Source organism: Veillonella parvula (genome assembly GCF_024461875.1).
In the GTDB taxonomy this organism is placed as follows: Bacteria; Bacillota; Negativicutes; order Veillonellales; family Veillonellaceae; genus Veillonella; species Veillonella parvula_I.
This window is the reverse complement of record NZ_JANGAL010000052.1, coordinates 1-266: the sequence shown is the minus strand read 5'-3', so window position 1 is coordinate 266 and position 266 is coordinate 1. Positions and strand designations below refer to the sequence as shown.

The following is a 266-nucleotide window of genomic DNA, read 5'->3' as shown; positions in this document are numbered from 1 at the left end:
CATAACAGTAGCCTGCTTCCATATCGAACCATCCCCACTGTCCAAATAGGATCATTTCAATTAAAAATGATGTGTATGCACAAAGAGAACCGACAGATATGTACATTGTCACGATCACAGGAATAAAAAAGAATAATGCCGTAACAAGTATAAGAAAAAGACTCTGCGGCATATGCCACACACTGTTAATAAAGACAAGTCCTGCCATAACCGCAATTCCTTTTCCGCCTTTAAAGTTCATATAAAACGGAAAGTTATGTCCGAGA

Annotated in this window: 1 protein-coding gene; it reads right to left on the bottom strand. The window is 38.3% G+C overall.

Annotated features, from left to right (window positions below; genetic code table 11):
* Nucleotides 1–266, bottom strand: a 266-nt coding sequence (locus NE668_RS09825) for a glycerol-3-phosphate acyltransferase (RefSeq protein ID WP_256196792.1), incomplete at both ends; no start/stop codon positions are given.